17 protein-coding genes are annotated in these 14,914 nt (G+C 74.7%); 10 read left to right on the forward strand and 7 right to left on the reverse strand.

Going from position 1 to position 14,914, the window contains the following annotated elements; all coding sequences use genetic code 11:
• The first annotated feature begins 110 nt into the window (after positions 1-110).
• The 4 genes from ACIQR3_RS06150 to ACIQR3_RS06165 all read left to right on the forward strand — a co-directional run bounded on the left by ACIQR3_RS06150 (position 111) and on the right by ACIQR3_RS06165 (position 5,161).
• Complete coding sequence (locus ACIQR3_RS06150; protein ID WP_403534801.1) at positions 111-1,319, forward strand: hypothetical protein; 1,209 nt, start codon at positions 111-113, stop codon at positions 1,317-1,319.
• A 138-nt stretch (positions 1,320-1,457) separates the two neighbouring features.
• On the forward strand, positions 1,458-2,006 hold the full coding sequence (locus tag ACIQR3_RS06155; protein ID WP_403534804.1) for a (2Fe-2S)-binding protein: 549 nt from the start codon (positions 1,458-1,460) through the stop codon (positions 2,004-2,006).
• Positions 2,007-2,999, forward strand: a complete 993-nt coding sequence (locus ACIQR3_RS06160) for an FAD binding domain-containing protein (protein ID WP_403534806.1) — start codon at positions 2,007-2,009, stop codon at positions 2,997-2,999. It begins immediately after the preceding gene.
• Between the two features lie 32 nt (positions 3,000-3,031).
• The gene (locus tag ACIQR3_RS06165) at positions 3,032-5,161 is read left to right on the forward strand and encodes a xanthine dehydrogenase family protein molybdopterin-binding subunit (RefSeq protein ID WP_403534809.1); all 2,130 of its coding nucleotides are present in this window, start codon (positions 3,032-3,034) and stop codon (positions 5,159-5,161) included.
• Between the two features lie 249 nt (positions 5,162-5,410).
• Here the strand turns inward: ACIQR3_RS06165 and ACIQR3_RS06170 are convergent, their stop codons facing one another.
• Positions 5,411-6,859, reverse strand: a complete 1,449-nt coding sequence (locus ACIQR3_RS06170; protein ID WP_403534812.1) for a hypothetical protein — start codon at positions 6,857-6,859, stop codon at positions 5,411-5,413.
• A 228-nt stretch (positions 6,860-7,087) separates the two neighbouring features.
• Here ACIQR3_RS06170 and ACIQR3_RS06175 point away from each other — a divergent pair, with 228 nt between their 5' ends.
• From ACIQR3_RS06175 to tgmB, 3 genes are all read left to right on the forward strand, one after another.
• Positions 7,088-7,375: a YkvA family protein gene (locus ACIQR3_RS06175; protein WP_403534814.1), complete on the forward strand. Its 288-nt coding sequence runs from the start codon at positions 7,088-7,090 to the stop codon at positions 7,373-7,375.
• A 119-nt stretch (positions 7,376-7,494) separates the two neighbouring features.
• A complete protein-coding gene (tgmA, locus tag ACIQR3_RS06180; RefSeq protein WP_403534817.1) occupies positions 7,495-7,686 on the forward strand; it encodes a putative ATP-grasp-modified RiPP in 192 nt (63 codons plus the stop codon).
• Between the two features lie 16 nt (positions 7,687-7,702).
• Entirely contained in the window at positions 7,703-8,695 is a 993-nt protein-coding gene (tgmB, locus tag ACIQR3_RS06185) for an ATP-grasp ribosomal peptide maturase (RefSeq protein WP_403534820.1), read from the forward strand.
• A gap of 28 nt (positions 8,696-8,723) precedes the next feature.
• On the opposite strand, the gene ACIQR3_RS06190 is transcribed toward tgmB, so the two are convergent.
• The 3 genes from ACIQR3_RS06190 to ACIQR3_RS06200 form a co-directional block, all read right to left on the reverse strand.
• Positions 8,724-8,927, reverse strand: coding sequence for a hypothetical protein (locus ACIQR3_RS06190; protein WP_403534823.1), 204 nt, complete (start codon positions 8,925-8,927; stop codon positions 8,724-8,726).
• A gap of 154 nt (positions 8,928-9,081) precedes the next feature.
• Positions 9,082-9,597, reverse strand: coding sequence for a hypothetical protein (locus tag ACIQR3_RS06195; RefSeq protein WP_403534826.1), 516 nt, complete (start codon positions 9,595-9,597; stop codon positions 9,082-9,084).
• Between the two features lie 163 nt (positions 9,598-9,760).
• Positions 9,761-10,000: a DUF5133 domain-containing protein gene (locus ACIQR3_RS06200; RefSeq protein ID WP_403534829.1), complete on the reverse strand. Its 240-nt coding sequence runs from the start codon at positions 9,998-10,000 to the stop codon at positions 9,761-9,763.
• Positions 10,001-10,228: 228 nt separating this feature from the next.
• On the opposite strand from ACIQR3_RS06200, the gene ACIQR3_RS06205 reads away from it, so the two are divergent.
• Positions 10,229-10,588 (forward strand): hypothetical protein, encoded by a 360-nt coding sequence (locus tag ACIQR3_RS06205; RefSeq protein WP_403534831.1) that lies wholly within the window; start codon positions 10,229-10,231, stop codon positions 10,586-10,588.
• A 16-nt stretch (positions 10,589-10,604) separates the two neighbouring features.
• On the opposite strand, the gene ACIQR3_RS06210 is transcribed toward ACIQR3_RS06205, so the two are convergent.
• From ACIQR3_RS06210 to ACIQR3_RS06220, 3 genes are all read right to left on the reverse strand, one after another.
• Positions 10,605-12,374: an ABC transporter ATP-binding protein gene (locus tag ACIQR3_RS06210; protein WP_403534834.1), complete on the reverse strand. Its 1,770-nt coding sequence runs from the start codon at positions 12,372-12,374 to the stop codon at positions 10,605-10,607.
• A 158-nt stretch (positions 12,375-12,532) separates the two neighbouring features.
• The gene (locus ACIQR3_RS06215; protein WP_403534837.1) at positions 12,533-13,078 is read right to left on the reverse strand and encodes a hypothetical protein; all 546 of its coding nucleotides are present in this window, start codon (positions 13,076-13,078) and stop codon (positions 12,533-12,535) included.
• A 46-nt stretch (positions 13,079-13,124) separates the two neighbouring features.
• The gene (locus ACIQR3_RS06220; protein WP_403534840.1) at positions 13,125-13,424 is read right to left on the reverse strand and encodes a hypothetical protein; all 300 of its coding nucleotides are present in this window, start codon (positions 13,422-13,424) and stop codon (positions 13,125-13,127) included.
• 191 nt (positions 13,425-13,615) lie between these two features.
• Between ACIQR3_RS06220 and ACIQR3_RS06225 the strand changes: the two genes are divergently transcribed.
• Complete coding sequence (locus ACIQR3_RS06225) at positions 13,616-13,843, forward strand: DUF397 domain-containing protein (protein ID WP_403534843.1); 228 nt, start codon at positions 13,616-13,618, stop codon at positions 13,841-13,843.
• Between the two features lie 125 nt (positions 13,844-13,968).
• Entirely contained in the window at positions 13,969-14,892 is a 924-nt protein-coding gene (locus ACIQR3_RS06230) for a helix-turn-helix domain-containing protein (RefSeq protein WP_403534845.1), read from the forward strand.
• The last annotated feature ends 22 nt before the right edge of the window (positions 14,893-14,914 follow it).

The raw sequence follows: 14,914 nt of genomic DNA on the forward strand, positions 1-14,914 counted from the left end.
ACCCCCGGCCGGCCGCACGCCCGGCGCGTCGGCGTACCCCGGGTGATCCACGGCGGCCCGCGGCGACGATACTGGGCCTGCGCACGTGCCCCCGCCCTTCAGATGGACTCATGCCGACCTCTTCGACCGATCGCCCCACGACCCCGCCGACCGTGTGGCCGGCGCGCGGCCGCCACGTCGGAACCGCCGCCCGGGACGTCCTGCTGCGCACCCTGCGGCAGCACAAGGACGACGGCGTCATCGACGACTTCCACGAACTGCCGCAGGACGACGGGGACGGTGACGACCGCATCTTCGAGGCGCGCTGGCGGGTGGCCGGGGACGTCACCGTCCGGGCCCGGCTGACCCTGGGGGCCGCGTCGGCCGGCTCCCAGGAGTGGACGCTGCTCGCGGAGGCCGAGGAGCACTGGGACCAGGGGTGGCCCTCCCCCGCCGGGATGTTCTGGCCGGACGACCCGGACGTCACCTGGGACCGCGACGCCGCCACCGGACTGCGGCTGCGGGGCCTGAACACGCTGCCGGAGGACGACAAGGCCGTACGCCGGCTGCTGCGGGACGCCGGGCGCGACGCCTGGATGATCCACGTCGTCGTCCACGAGGCGATGACCCCCGACCACCGCGGCCGGGTACCGCTGGTGCGGTGGCTGCCGCCGAGCCTGCGCCACCGCGTGATCGAGCACCGCGCCGCGCCGCAGCAGCTGCGGGTGGTGAACTGGGCCCTGGAGGAGTTCGGCGTCCAGGTGCCGCGCGGCGGCGCGGTGGTGCTGCCCGGCACCCCGGCCCCGCCCGAGCCCGGCGACCTCTCCGTGCGCACCGTCTTCCTCGACGGTTCCGAGCCCGCCGAGCTGATCGCGACGGTCCGGCGGTTCGCCGCGCTGGCCAGGCCGCTGCCCGACGGGGGCGAGGCGGCGCTCACCGCGCTGCGGGAGGACTGGCAGCTGCTGACGCTGCGGGAGGAACTGGAGCGGGAACGCCGCCTGGTGGCCATGTACGCCGAGGCGCTGGAGGCGATGACGCGGTCCCGGGACCTGTACCGGGAGGCGGCCGAGAGCGCGGGCGAGGCGCTCGCCGCCCTGCGCGAGTCCACCGGGACGCCCCCGGCCGTCCGCCCTCAGCCGTCCGAGTCCCGTCCCGCGTCCCCGCTGCGCGCGCTGACCCGTGGGCTGGAACGCCTGAAGGCGGCGTCGGCGGCACGCTCCGCCGCACCCGCGCCGGCGGGCGGCACGCCGGACGGGGACGGGAAGACGGACGGGGAGGGGACGAAGACGGTGGACGGAAAGACGGACGCGGACGGTCGTTCCCGGTCCGACGAGCGCTGAGCGGTCCGGCCCGGCCGGGCACCGGGAGGCCGCGGCCGTCGGCGCGCTCCGGCACCTCCGTGTGACGTGTCAGCCGGGACAACCTGGATACGCGGACTGCACAGCCGTACCGGCCCGTCCCGGAAGGTCACCGACGCCATGGACAGCCCGCACACGACCGCAGTCACCGCCGTCGAGCACTCGGACACCACGCTCCGGGTCAACGGCAAACCCCACACGCTTACCCTCGACCACCGCCGGGTCCTGCTGGACCTGCTGCGCGAGGACCTCGGCCTCACGGGGGCCAAGAAGGGGTGCGACCACGGCCAGTGCGGGGCGTGCACGGTCCTGGTGGACGGGCGGCGCGTCAACAGCTGCCTGCTGCTCGCCGTGGCCCTGGACGGCTCGGAGGTCACCACCGTCGAGGGGCTCGGCGGCGACGGGGAGGGGCTCCACCCGTTGCAGCGCGCGTTCCTGGACCGGGACGCCTTCCAGTGCGGGTACTGCACACCGGGCCAGATCTGTTCCGCGCTCGGCGCCCTCGCCGAGGCCGCCGCCGGCCACCCCTCGCACGTCACCGACCCGGCGACGCCCTCGGGCGAGCCCGTGCCGCTGGGCCGGGCGGAGATCCGGGAGCGGCTGAGCGGCAACCTGTGCCGGTGCGGTGCCTACCCGCGCATCGCCGAAGCCGTCGAGGACGTGATCTGAGTGCGGCCCTTCGCCTACGTCCGCGCCGCCAGCGTCGAGGAGGCCACCGACGCCTTCGCCGCCCGGCCCGGCGCCCGCTATCTCGGCGGCGGCACCAACCTGGTCGACCTGATGAAGCTGGGCGTCGAGGCGCCCGCCGCCCTCATCGACGTCACCCGGCTCCCGCTGGACACCGTGGAGGAGCTGCCCGACGGGGGTCTGCGCGTCGGGGCGATGGTCCGCAACAGCGACCTCGCGGCGCACCCGGCGGTCCGCGACCGCTGGCCCGCGCTGTCGCAGGCGCTGCTGGCGGGTGCCTCCGGGCAGTTGCGCAACGCCGCCACCACCGGCGGCAACCTGCTCCAGCGCACCCGCTGCCCCTACTTCCAGGACGTGACCAAACCGTGCAACAAGCGGGAGCCCGGCACCGGCTGCGGCGCGCTCCAGGGCGTGCACCGGGACCACGCGGTGCTCGGCCACTCCGAGCAGTGCGTCGCCACCCACCCCTCCGACATGGCGGTGGCGCTGGCCGCCCTCGACGCCCGGGTGGAGCTGCGCGGCCCGGAGGGCGCCCGGAGCGTCCCGGCCGCCGACTTCCACCGGCTGCCCGGGACGCACCCGGAGAAGGACACCGAGATCCACCCGGGCGAGCTGATCACCTCGGTGGTGCTGCCGGCGGCCACGGGCGGGCTGCCGTCGCTCTACCGCAAGGCCCGGGACCGGGCGTCGTACGCCTTCGCGCTGGCCTCCGTCGCCGCCGTGCTGCACTGCGAGAACGGTGTGGTCGAGCGGGTCGGTATCGCCTTCGGCGCGCTGGCGCACCGGCCGTGGCGGGCCCGGCGGGCCGAGGACGCGCTGGTGGGCGCTGCGCCCACGGCGGCGGCGTTCGAGCACGCCGTCGACCTGGAGCTGGCCGCCGCCGAGCCGCTGCGGGACAACGGCTACAAGGTCCCCCTCGCCCGTCGGCTCGCCCTCGACGTCCTGGGCCGGCTGGCGCCCCACTCCCCCGTCTGAACCGGCGTCCACGATCCACGAGGAGTTGTTCCATGACCGTCACCGAGACCGTCCTGGGCACGGGGGCCGAACGCCGGGAAGGGCGGGCGAAGGTCACCGGCGCCGCCCGCTACGCCGCCGAGTTCGACGGGCCCGGCCGCGCCTTCGCCCGGGCCGTACCGGCCGCCGTGGCGCGGGGCCGGGTGACCGGCGTCGATGCCGTGCCCGCCCTCGCCCTGCCCGGCGTACTGGCGGTGCTCACCCACGAGAACGCGCCGCGGCTCGCCGAACCGGACGATCCGGTGCTGGCCGTGCTGCAGGGCCCGCGCGTGCCGCACCGGGGCCGGCCCGTGGCGCTGGTGGTGGCCCGGTCGCCGGAGGCCGCCCGGGCCGGCGCCGCCGCCGTCCGCGTCACCTACGAGACGGAACCGCACGACGTCACGCTCACCGCGTCGCACCCCGGCGCCTACGTCCCCGAGGAGGCCAACGGCGGCCACCCGGCGGTCCGGGAGCGCGGCGAACCGGAGGCCGCCTTCGCCGCCGCCGAGGTGCGGATCGACACCGAGTACCGGGTGCCGCCGCTGCACAACCACCCGATGGAGCCGCACGCGAGCACCGCGCGCTGGGAGGGCGACCGGCTCACCGTGCACACCTCCAGCCAGGGCACCACCCTCGTACGCGCCACGCTCGCCCAGATGTTCGAGGTGCCGGAGGAGGGGATCACCGTCGTCGCCGAGCACGTCGGCGGCGGTTTCGGGTCCAAGGGCACGCCCCGCCCGGACGTGGTGCTCGCCGCGATGGCCGCCCGGCACACCGGCCGGACGGTCACGGTGGCGTTCCCGCGCCGTCTGCTGCCCGCCGTGGTCGGGCACCGCGCGCCCACCCTGCACCGGCTGCGCCTCGGCGCCGGCCGGGACGGCCGGCTCACCTCCCTCGGGCACGAGGTGACCACCCACACCTCGCACGTCAAGGAGTTCGTGGAGCAGGCCGCCGTACCCGCCCGCGTGATGTACGCGGCGCCGCACAGCCGGACCGCGCACCGCGTGGTACCGCTGGACGTGCCCACGCCCTCCTGGATGCGCGCGCCGGGCGAGGCGCCCGGCATGTACGCGCTGGAGTCGGCGATGGACGAACTCGCCGCCGAGCTGGGTGTGGACCCGGTGGAGCTGCGGATCCGCAACGAGCCGGAGTCGGAGCCCGACAGCGGCAAGCCGTTCAGCAGCCGGCACCTGGTCGAGTGTCTGCGGGAGGGCGCCCGCCGGTTCGGGTGGGCGGCGCGCGACCCGCGCCCGGGGGCCCGCACGGAGGGTCCGCTGCTGGTGGGCACCGGCGTGGCCGCGGCCACCTACCCGGTGCTGGTCGCGCCGTCCACCGCGGCGGTGCGGGCGATGCCCGACGGCGGCTTCCTGGTCCGGATCAACGCCACCGACATCGGCACGGGCGCGCGGACGGTGCTCGCGCAGGTCGCCGCCGACGCCCTCGGGGTGCCGCTGGAGCGGGTCCGGATCGAGGTGGGCAGCAGCGATCTGCCGGCGGCCTCGCTGGCCGGGGGCTCCTCCGGCACCGCCTCCTGGGGCTGGGCCGTGCACGACGCGTGCGTCCGGCTCGCGGACCGGCTGGCCGAGCTGCCCGGCCCGGTGCCCGCGGAGGGGATCGGCGCCCACGCCGACACCACCGGACGGGCCGAGACCGAGAGCGCCTTCTCCCGGCACGCCTTCGGCGCGCACTTCGCCGAGGTCACGGTCGACACCGTCACCGGTGAGGTACGGGCACGGCGGCTGCTGGGCGTCTACGCCGCCGGGCGCATCCTGAACGCCCGTACCGCGCGGTCCCAGTTCGTCGGCGGCATGACCATGGGGCTGGGCATGGCTCTGACCGAGGACAGCCACATGGACCCGGCGTTCGGTGACTTCGCCGAGTCCGACCTGGCGTCGTACCACGTGCCCGCCCACGCCGACGCCGTGGACATCGAGGCGCACTGGGTGGACGAGGAGGACGCCCATCTCAACCCGATGGGGAGCAAGGGGATCGGGGAGATCGGCATCGTCGGCACGGCGGCGGCGATCGGCAACGCCGTCCACCACGCCACGGGCGTCCGCTTCCGCGAACTCCCGCTGACCCCGGACCGGGTACTCACCGGGCTGCTCGCCCACGAGGCCCCGGCGGGCACGTTCGGCGGGTGAGGTCCGGCGGACGCGGCTGACCGGGGGCCGGACACAGCGCCCGTGGTCCGGCGGGCGTGTCCGGCGGACGACGGACGAGGGGCGGCGTGCGAGCCGGACGCGCCCGGCGGAAGGGCCCGCTGGAAAGACCCGGTGGAAAGGCCCGGCGGAAGGGCCCGGTGGCAGGGCCCGACGGACGGTCCCCGTGAAAGGGCCCGGGCCGCGTGTCGGCGGCCCGGGCCCGTGCCGTTGCGGGCGGCGGGAAGGTGGTCAGTCCGTCGCGCCGCGCGCCCCGGCCGCCGGGCCGGCGGCCCAGCGGCTGCCGGGCAGCAGGGAGGCGACCCGTATGCACAGGGCGGTCAGCGCCGTCAGGGACGCGGCCACGGCGATCGTGACGGCCGGCCAGGCGGGGGCGAGGGTCAGGTCCATGAGCCGGTCCAGGCGGGTCTCCGCGGCCGTCATGGCGTAGAGCCGGACGGCGGCCAGCGCCGCCGGTCCCACGACCGCGGCGGCGAGCACGGGCACGAGGGGCCGCACGGACATCACCAGGGCCAGCAGCAGGCAGAGCGCGGACAGGGCGAAGGCGGCGGCGTAGACGCGGGCGGAGGCGCCGCCGGTGTGGAGGGGGAAGTACGCCACCCCGCAGCCGGCGAGCACCACCACGGCCAGCCAGTTCGTCAGCGACGCGGTCCCGGACACCGGCCGGCGCGCGGCGCGCTCGGCCGCGCCGTCCGGCGTCTCCCGGCGGGTGCCGGCGGCGCGGATCCGGCGTGCGCTCCACGCGCGTTCGCGGCCCCTGCGGCCGACGCCGGTGAGCGCGGCGCCCAGGCCGCCGTGCCGGGAGCCGGCGCCGGGGGTCCCGGAGCCGCCCGGCTCCTCGTCGTCGGGATCGCGCGGCGGCCGCTCGCCGGGCTGTCCCAGCGGGTCGGGGCGCTCTTCGGCGAGGCGGCCGATCAGGTGGACGAGTTCCTCGACGGGCCGGCCGGTGGCCGCGGCCCGGACCGCCTCCTTCCCGCAGTGCGGTTCCAGCGGGGTGCGGTGCAGCAGCGCCATCAGCCGGGTCACCTCCTCCACCGGACGGTGCTCGGCCGCGGCGCGGATCGCCTCGTCGGCGCTGTCGGCGTGGCGCGGCGGCCGGGTCAGCAGGCCGACCAGCCGGGTGACGTCCTCCACCGACCGGCTGACGCCGACCGCGCGCAGAGCGTCGAGGGTGGCCTGGGCGTACTGCGGCGACCGCTCCAGCATCGTGATGAGCGAGACGACCTCCTCCAGCGGCCGGTCGGCCACGGCCGCCCGCACCAGGTCGCCGACCGGGTCGCCGTACGCCGCCGGGTCGTGGCGTCGCCGAGCGGGTTCTCCGGCCCCCATGGGCTCCCCGGCCTCCCCGGCCTCCCCGGACCCCGTGCGCTCCCCCGGCCCCGTGGGCTCCCCGGGCTGTCGTGGTCCCCCGGCCCCCCGGGGCTCCTCGGACGCCGGTTCCTCGTCGGCGCGGGGCTCGTCCGGGAGGGGGCCGTCGAGGTACGGGGCGTCATCGGCGTACGAGGGGCCGGCGTACGCGCCGTCGGCGTACGGACCGTCGGGCTGCTGCTGACCGGGCGCGGCGTCCGGCGGGCTCACCGGGTGGGTTCCGGTGCCGCTGGTGGTCTCCGCGGACGGCAGGTCCACGGAGGTGGCTATGGCGTACTCGTTCGGGCGGGGTGTTGAAGAGCCGGTGGTCATGGTCTTCTCCGTCTGAAGGAATGCGGCCGCTTCCTGCGTCCCCGACATGCGACGCGCGACTTGTGTGGTGACCATTACTAGGCGCCCCCGCACCGGCCCGCCACTCGGGTGAGCCGCGCGGATGAGGGGTGACGCGGAGCACCCGTCCGGCTGCCATATCCGCGCCGGACGGGGGAATCCGGTCGGAGACGCGTGCGTCGCGGCGCACCGGGAAGAAGGGGGGCGGGGGTGGATACGACCACGTCGGTACTGATCGTGGCGGCGTCGCTCGCGGCGGTCGTGCTGGCCCTGGCCGTGGCGGTGCTGGTGCGGCTGGTACGGACCCGGCGGGAGCTGCGCCGGGCCGGACTGCCGACCGGACCGCGCTGGATCTTCTGGGGCGCCGTCCTTTATCTCATACTGCCCGCCGACCTGGTGCCCGATCCGGTGTACCTGGACGACGTGGGCGTACTGCTCCTGGCTCTGCGTTCCGCCCGCGGTTCCCTGGCGAAACCGCGTCGCGACTACGCAGAGTAAGGAAACCATTCACCCGTTCGATTCGTATAAGTCTCTGGAAGCCGAAGGAAGTCGGCGGACCAGGCGACGGCACAGGCGGCCCATCGCTTGATCGGCGCAGCACCGACCAGGGAGAGACGATGCAACCGTTCGCGCTCGACTACGCACGTCCCGTAGGGGAGTTGGAGTTCGCCGCTCCGTACGTCTACGACGCCGGACTGCAGTTGAACGTGCTCCGCGACGGACGCGTGGCCGCCGGCGACCACGCGCTGCTGAGGGAGCTGGGGACCACTACCTCCACGGCGGGCTCGAAGACCCACTTCGACGACTGAACACGGACCGTCTTCGATGACCGTGTTGATCCTGACCTGTGAAGAGGACGTCACGGCGGACATGGTGGTCGTGCACCTGAACGAGTCGGGCGTGCCGGTGGTGCGCCTGGACCCGGCCGACCTGACCTGTTCCGTCGCCCTGTCCGGGGAGTTCGTCCACGGCTCCTTCCGGGGGCACCTGTCCTCGGGGGGCCGGCTGGTGAGCATCGGCGGGCTGCGTTCCGTCTGGGTGCGCCGCCCGGGCGTCCCGGCCGCCCGGGCGGCCACGCCGTCGCGGTGGCTGACCGAGGAGTCCGAGCAGGCCCTGTACGGGATGCTGCGCGGCTGCGGGGCAAGGTGGATGAACCATCCGGACGCGGCCCGCCGGGCCCGGCACAAGCCCTGGCAGCTGCGGCTCGCCCAGCAGTGCGGGCTGCCGGTGCCGGCCACGCTGATCACGACATTCCCGCGCGCGGCCCGCGAGTTCGCCGAGCGCTATCCGGACCTGGTGGTCAAGCCCGTCTCGGGCGCGCATCCGCAGGACCCGCCGCGGGCGGTGCCGACCAGCCGGGTCTCCCCCGAGACGGACTTCTCCGCGGTCGCCTTCGGCCCCACGCTGCTGCAACGCCGGGTGGCCAAGCGCGCCGACATCCGGCTGACCGTCGTCGGCGACCGGCTGCTGGCCGCCCGCAAGGCGGCCGCCGCGGACTCGGCCGAGGTGGACGTCCGTTTCGACGGCTCCGCCGAGCCGTGGCGGCCCACCGAGGTGGCGCCGCGGGTCGCGGCGGCCGTCCTCGCCTACGTCCGGGAGGCCCAACTGGCCTACGGGGCCTTCGACTTCGCCGAGGACGGCGACGGCACCTGGTGGTTCCTGGAGTGCAACCAGTCGGGGCAGTTCGGCTTCGTGGAGGTGGACACCGGCCAGCCGATCGCCCGGACCATCGCCGCGTGGCTCGCCCGGCCCGGCGCCGGGGAGCCGGAGGCCGACGGCGAGGAGAGCGCGGGCGGCGCCGACGCGGCGGTGTGCTGACCGGCGGACCGGCCGCCCGGTCCGCCGGTCAGCTCGGGCCGGGGCCGGGCAGCAGGGCGGTGCGCTGCCAGCCGTTGCCCGGGGACGGCGGACGTTCGCGGCCGGCAGCGAGCATCGGACGCATGACGGCCTCCAGTTCCCTGTTCACCCGCTCCGCCTCCCGCCGCACCACCGTGGGGACATCACCGCATTCGGCGACGAGTCGGTCGTAGATGGGCGAATCCTGGAACATCCGTCAACGTGCCTTTCCTGTCGTCCGCCCCTGGGGGTCCAGGCGCGACTGCGCAGTCTAGTCGGGCGCCGCGCCGGCCCCGCGAAGACGGCGCTGCCGGACGAGAGGTGACCGGGCACCACGCCACCGCTCCTGACGGGGACGTGGCCCCGGCTCAGGCTCCGGTCGTGGAGCCCGGGCGGACGATCATCAGGACGGTGACGGTGGCCCAGAGCAGGTTGAACAGGCCGGTGAACATGGCGAGCCGGACGGTGCCGGCGCGCTCCACGGCCCGCCCGCCGGCCAGTCGTTCCAGGAGGGCCTCCTGACCGGGCAGGACGAGGACGACGAGGAGGCCGGCCGCGACGGCGGTCAGCACGACGGAGACGATGAGCCAGGGGTCGCCGAGCACGCCCATCGCCTGGGCGGTGACGAAGCCGAGGAGCGGAACGGCGATCCCGAGCCCCGCGTAGACGCGGCAGATGCGGTGCAGCAGCCGGGCGGTGCCCAGGCCGCCCGCCCCGCCGGTGTCCCCGCCGCCGGTCTCCCCATCGCTGGCGCCCCCGCCGCCGGCGCCTCCGGGCAGCGCCGCCCGGCGGACCGCGGGCGGGAACATGCTGGCGGCCACCGTGACGGGGCCGATGGCGACGATGGCGGCCAGGACGTGCAGCGACAGCAACAGCTTTGTCATCGGTCGGGCTCCGGTGCGGGGTGATCGGCGTGGTTCGGAGCCCCACGCTAGAGAGCCGCCGAGTGATCGCACAGGGGCGGTAATGACAGCTTCCGACGGATTCCCGCCAGGCGCGGGGGCGGTCCGCCGGGGAAAGGGCCGGCCCGGCGGACCTCGCCCGGGGTCACACGGCCAGCGACAGGCCGCTCTCCTCGTCCGGTTCGGCCGCCTGGGCGAGCAGCAGGGCGTCCGCCGCCGCCACCGCGTCGTGGATGTCGGTGGTCCCCGTCATCACGCACAACGTGTAGCTGACGTCGGCCAGCTCGCGCGCCGTCGCCGGCCGCTCCTGCTCCGCCTGCGCGATCCGCAGTGCCGCGTAGCGCGTCAACAGCTCCCTGACGACCTTCGGGTCCGGTACCAGCACGTGGCGCCCCTCTCTCGATTTTCACTGCGCCTGCCCGGACCCGGCCGAATCATTCGCAACATGCACACCGCTGCTCTCGATTGACCGGTTTTCTACGCTTACCGACCATCCGCCTCGGTAAATGGACGGCGACATGGCCGAAAATGGGCCGGTACGCCCCCGCTTCCCCGGCCCGCCGCCCCGCGTTGAGCAGCCTGTACGGCATCCTCGACGAACGGTGTTCCCGCGATGACGCGATCCAGCCGCCTGCTCTGCGCCCTCTACGTCGCCACCAGTACGGGACTCGCCTGGACCGCGGCCCTGGAGCTGCGGTACGGCCCGCTGTGGGCCGCCGCCGTGTTCGCGGGCGCCAGTGCGGTGCCGCTGATCGCCGTCGTCCGGGAGACGGTCATCGCCGACCAGCGGGCCGCCGCCGCCCGGCGGCGCGCGCCGGTACGCCCGTCCCGCGCGTCGGCGGCGACCGGGGCCGCCGACGCGCTGGTCCGGGCCGAGCTGGACGCGGCCTGCTGCGAACGCTGGTGGACGAGTCTGGGCAGCGACCACGACGCCGGCTGCGCCCGGCGGGTGCCCAGGAGCAGCGCGGCGTGACGGCTCCGCCGGCCGGTCAGGCGACCTGGCCGCTGTGCAGCGCGGTGTACGCCCCGCCGCGGCCGAGCAGTTCCTCGTGGGTGCCGATCTCCTCGATCCGCCCGTCCCCCATCACGACGATCCGGTCCGCGCCCCGCACGGTGGAGAGCCGGTGCGCCACGACGAAGGTGGTGCGTCCGCGCAGCAGCCGGGCGAGGGCCTGCTGCACCAGCGCCTCCGAGCGGGTGTCCAGCGCCGAGGTCGCCTCGTCCAGGATCAGCACCCGGGGATCCCGTATCAGCGCGCGGGCGATGGCCAGGCGCTGGCGCTGCCCGCCGGACAGCCGGGCGCCGTGCTCGCCGACCAGGGTGTCCAGGCCCTGCGGCAGCCGGTCGACGAACTCCAGCGCGTTGGCGTCGCGCAGCGCGGCGCGCACCGCCTCCTCGTCGGCGTCGTCCATGCCGTAGGCGACGTTCTCCCTGATGGTGCCGTCGAAGAGGATGGACTCCTGCGGCACCACCGACACGAACCGCCGGTAGGTGCGCAGGTCCAGGGTGTTCATGTCGGTGCCGTCCAGCAGCAGCCGGCCGGAGGTGGGGCGCAGGAAGCCGATGACGAGGTTGAGCACGGTGGACTTGCCCGCGCCGGAGGCGCCCACCAGCGCGATCGTCTCGCCGGGTGCGACGTCGAGGGTGAAGTCCCGCACCGCGGGCCGCCCGTCGCGGTCGTAGACGTGGCCGACGTTCTCGAAGGTGACCGCGCCGCGCAGCGAGTGCAGTTCCATCTTGCCCTCGTTGTCCTCCAGTTCGGGCGCCTGGAGGACCTCGCCGACCGAACGGACGGACTCCAGGCCCTTGGTGATGACCGGGGCGAGACTCGCCAACGTCGTCGTGGAGTTGGTGAGGGTGGTGAGGAACGCGCTGAGCATGACGACGTCGCCGGCGGTGACGCCCCACACGTCGTAGTACGAGATGAGTCCGGCGCCGGCCAGGACCAGGACGCCGATCACGTTGAGGAGCACCCAGGCCGCCGAGCCGAAACGGCCGTTGACCAGGTCGAGGCGGAGGGCGGAGGTGAGCAGGCGGTCCAGGGTGCCGTCCATGCGGCGCAGCGCCTTGCGCTCCAGGCCGTGGGCGCGGGTGACCGGTATCAGCCGGGTCATCTCCGTGACGCGGGACGACAGGGTCTCCACCTCGTGGCGGAAGTGCTCGTTGTGGCTGCGCAGCCGGGCCCGCAGCCGGGCCACCAGGAGCGAGGCGGCGGGCACGACGACGAGGAAGACGGGGAGGAACTCGGGGGTGCGCACCGCGATGATGACCAGGCCGCCGGTGAGCACGGTGAGGGCGCCGAGCCCGTTCTCCGCGGTCTGCTGCACGGCCGTCTCGACGGTCTCGACGTCCCGTACCACCTTGGCCTGGAGCACACCGGCGCTGACCCGGGAGTGGTAGCCGATGGAGAGCTGCTGCATGCGGGTGCACAGCGCGGAGCGCAGCGCGGTGCCCATGCGGCGGATGCTGCCGTACAGGAGGCGGACGTACAGCAGGTGCAGCGGGTAGTTGACCACCAGGATGAACATGATGATCCCGGTACTGGTCCACAGTTCGGCGATCGGCCGGTGCTGGACGACCGTGTCGATGATCGAGGCGGTGATCAGGGGCAGCAGCCAGACGGGGCTGTGCTTGACCGTGAAGACGACGACCGCGCCGATCAGACGGTTGCGGTCGGCGCGGAACAGGTAGACGAGGGTGCGTATCGGGTGCTCGCCGCGGTAGCGGTGGTCGAGCGGCTTTTCCATCGACGACGCCATCGGCGTGGTCCTCCAGTGCGGCCGTGGGTGGGGCAAGCGTGGGGCAAGCGCTTTCCTACCCGGTTCGGCCCGGAGTCCGCCACACCGTCCACGCACCGGGAGACCCGCGCCCCCACCCCCGTGGAGGGCGCGGGTCCCGTTCCGGGGCGCGGGCGGGTCTACTCCCGCAGGGTGCGGGCCAGTTCGGAGGTGACGCGGGTGATCTCGGTGTCGTCCTCCGCCATCAGCCGCTCCAGGTCGCCGCGCCGGGCGCGGACGGCCTGGCGGGCCGCGCGCTCCCAGGCCACCGGGTTCTCCCGGTGGTTGAGCAGCTTGGGGTAGGCGGCGGCGGTGCTCTCCCACTGCCGGGCGTCCGCGATGCTCCGCAGCAGCCGGATGATCTGCGCCCGGCAGGCCACCTCGGGCCGCTGGGCCAGCTCCCAGAGGAAGGGGACCGTGGCGGCGGTCGCCTGCTCGACGACGAAGCCGTACTGGCAGATCCGGGCGCGCAGTTCGGCGAGGGCGGCGCGGGCGGTCTCGGCGTCGCCGGTGGCCACCCGGTCGAGCAGGGCGGGGATGCCGGCGGCGGAGCCGCTGGAGTCCTGGATGTGCTCCCAGGGCACCTGGTCGAGTCCGGGCAGGGACGCGGCCCGGGCGGGGCGGGCCGATGGCGTCGGGCGGTCGGTGCGCTGGGTGCTCGGCTGCGGGGTCGGAGCGGTGCGCATGGCGTGGGGGCCTTTCCGCGGCGGTCGGGTCGGGGGGCGGGTCACGTCAGGGGCGGGCCGGCGAGTCGGCCCGGAGGGACGCGTCCGTGGGGGACTCGGGCGTCCGGCCCCAGGTGCCGGCCGGAGTGTCGACGACGCGCGGGTCGTGGCCGTGCTCCCGCGGGGCGCGGGCGCCGGCCGGAGCGGGACGGCGGCCCCGGGCACGGGACCGTTCCTCGTCCCGGGCGGCGGGCACGACCCTCCCCTCCGCACGGGCGGGCACCGACCGCGCCACGGACCGGCCCGGCACGCCCGCCGCGCTGGACTCGCTCGACGGGCGGAGCACGAGGTACGCGGATGACGGCACGGCGCCTCCCTGATACGGAGTCAGCTTGGGGCGTCGACGCGGGAGTTGCGTCACAGCTATTATCCACGCTGACAGCGCTCGCGTGCAATTGCACGAGAAATTGCGCGAAAAATCGGCTGGGAGCGCGCGAGGCCGAGGAGCCGCTGTCCGCTCCCTCCTCCCCTCCCCCCGAACACGGCAAGGAGACCGCGGTGCCACCAGTACACAACGGAGTACAGGCGAGTTCGTTGGACGCCAGCTGGACCAAGAGCCGGCACAGCAACGCGGAGGGCAACTGCGTCGAGGTCGCCCGGGTGGACGGAGGCATAGCGCTGCGCAACTCCCGTGACCCGGACGGGCCGGCGCTCGTCTACACCTCCGCCGAGCTGGCCGCGTTCCTGGCCGGGGCGAAGGACGGCGAGTTCGACCACCTGGTCTGACGGCCTCCGCCGCGAGCGGAGGTCAGCAGCAGGTCAACTGCCCTTTTCCCAGAGGCTGCTACGGTGCGGACCGGCAGGATGGGATAGTCTGTTCCCCAAGTCTGCCGGTCTGCTGGGAGTCAGGTATGTCCGCCGCGTCGTCGCCTCGTCTCTCCCGTCTCGAACCCTATCTGGACCGGCCCGAGCCCGCGCCCACCCTGCTGAAGATGCTGGTCGGCGTCCAGTTGGCGGGCATCCGCGAGGACGCCGGACTGTCCCAGGAGCAGGCGGCGCGCGAGGCGGGCTTCAGCGCGGCGAAGCTCTCGCGCATCGAGTCCGGCAAGGGCCGCAGGCCCCCGACGGAGACCGACGTCCGGACCCTGCTGACGCTCTACGGCACCGATCCCTACGAGGCGTCGACGCTGATCAAGCTGTTGCGCCGGGCCGGTGAGCCTGGCTGGTGGCAGCGGTACGACAAGCGGCTGATGCCCCAGTGGTTCGACCGGCTGGTGGGGCTCCAGGAAGCCGCCGCGACCATCCGGACCTTCGAGATCCAGTACGTCCCCGGTCTGCTGCAGACCGCCGCCTACGCCCGTGCCGTGGTGGAGCGCGGCCTGCCGCACGCGCCCGAGACCGAGGTGCAGCGCCGGGTCGAGCTGCGGATGCGGCGTGCCCGGCTGCTGACCCGCGACGACGCGCCGCAGGTGTGGGCGATCATCGACGAGTCCGTGCTGCTGCGGGTGCTGGGCAGCGCGGAGGTGATGCGCGAGCAGCTGGAGCACCTGGTGCGGACGGCCGCGTGGCCCAATGTGACGCTCCAGATCGTGCCGTTGAACGTGACCAACGCGTCGGCGCCCGCGATACCGGTCACCTATCTGCGCTTCAGCGGCGCCGATCTGCCCGACGTGGTCTACCTGGAGCACATCAGGAGCGCCAACTTCCTGGAGGACCGGGACGAGACCGAGGAGTACCGGGTCGCCCTGGACCGGCTGGCCGACGAGGCGCTCACCCCGCGCGAGTCGGTGGAGCTGCTGCGCAGCACGGTCGAGCAGCGCTACCCCGCGGGGTGAGCGGGCTCTGCCCCGCCCGCGC

The organism is Streptomyces sp. NPDC090994 (assembly GCF_044768905.1).
Lineage (GTDB): Bacteria > Actinomycetota > Actinomycetes > Streptomycetales > Streptomycetaceae > Streptomyces.

Coding starts and splice junctions, on each gene's coding strand:
- ACIQR3_RS06165 (WP_403534809.1), top strand. CDS start 3,032: ATGACCGTCACCGAGACCGTCCTGGGCACGGGGGCCGAACGCCGGGAA.
- tgmB (WP_403534820.1), top strand. CDS start 7,703: ATGACCGTGTTGATCCTGACCTGTGAAGAGGACGTCACGGCGGACATG.
- ACIQR3_RS06170 (WP_403534812.1), bottom strand. CDS start 6,859: ATGACCACCGGCTCTTCAACACCCCGCCCGAACGAGTACGCCATAGCC.
- ACIQR3_RS06195 (WP_403534826.1), bottom strand. CDS start 9,597: ATGACAAAGCTGTTGCTGTCGCTGCACGTCCTGGCCGCCATCGTCGCC.
- ACIQR3_RS06155 (WP_403534804.1), top strand. CDS start 1,458: ATGGACAGCCCGCACACGACCGCAGTCACCGCCGTCGAGCACTCGGAC.
- ACIQR3_RS06205 (WP_403534831.1), top strand. CDS start 10,229: ATGACGCGATCCAGCCGCCTGCTCTGCGCCCTCTACGTCGCCACCAGT.
- ACIQR3_RS06215 (WP_403534837.1), bottom strand. CDS start 13,078: ATGCGCACCGCTCCGACCCCGCAGCCGAGCACCCAGCGCACCGACCGC.
- ACIQR3_RS06230 (WP_403534845.1), top strand. CDS start 13,969: ATGTCCGCCGCGTCGTCGCCTCGTCTCTCCCGTCTCGAACCCTATCTG.
- tgmA (WP_403534817.1), top strand. CDS start 7,495: ATGCAACCGTTCGCGCTCGACTACGCACGTCCCGTAGGGGAGTTGGAG.
- ACIQR3_RS06150 (WP_403534801.1), top strand. CDS start 111: ATGCCGACCTCTTCGACCGATCGCCCCACGACCCCGCCGACCGTGTGG.
- ACIQR3_RS06210 (WP_403534834.1), bottom strand. CDS start 12,374: ATGGCGTCGTCGATGGAAAAGCCGCTCGACCACCGCTACCGCGGCGAG.
- ACIQR3_RS06190 (WP_403534823.1), bottom strand. CDS start 8,927: ATGTTCCAGGATTCGCCCATCTACGACCGACTCGTCGCCGAATGCGGT.